General features: G+C 81.7%; 1 protein-coding gene. It reads right to left on the bottom strand.

Annotated features, from left to right (window positions below; all coding sequences use genetic code 11):
- A partial coding sequence (locus DI272_RS46295) for a hypothetical protein (protein ID WP_258314757.1) occupies positions 1 to 251 on the bottom strand: 251 nt, incomplete at both ends.

Genomic DNA, 251 nt, shown 5'->3' with positions numbered 1-251 from the left:
GCGTACGCGGCGCGGGGGCGGCGGCCTCCTCGGCCTTCGGCTCCTCGACGACCTCGGCCTCAGCCTCGGCCTGGGGCTCAGCCTGGGGCTCGGCAGCGGGTACGACGGTCTCGGCGGCGGCCGCGCTCTCGGCAGCGGCCGGGGACCCGGTCGGCGCGGACGCCCGCCGGACGGCGCGACGCCGGGTACGGCGCGGAGCGGCGTCCTCGTCGGCGGAGTCGGCGGCCGGAGTCGCTGCAGCGGCCTCGGCG

The organism is Streptomyces sp. Act143 (genome assembly GCF_003143935.1).
GTDB lineage: Bacteria > Actinomycetota > Actinomycetes > Streptomycetales > Streptomycetaceae > Streptomyces.
The sequence above is the reverse complement of the archived record's forward strand: the minus strand, read 5'-3'. Positions and strand labels throughout refer to the sequence as shown.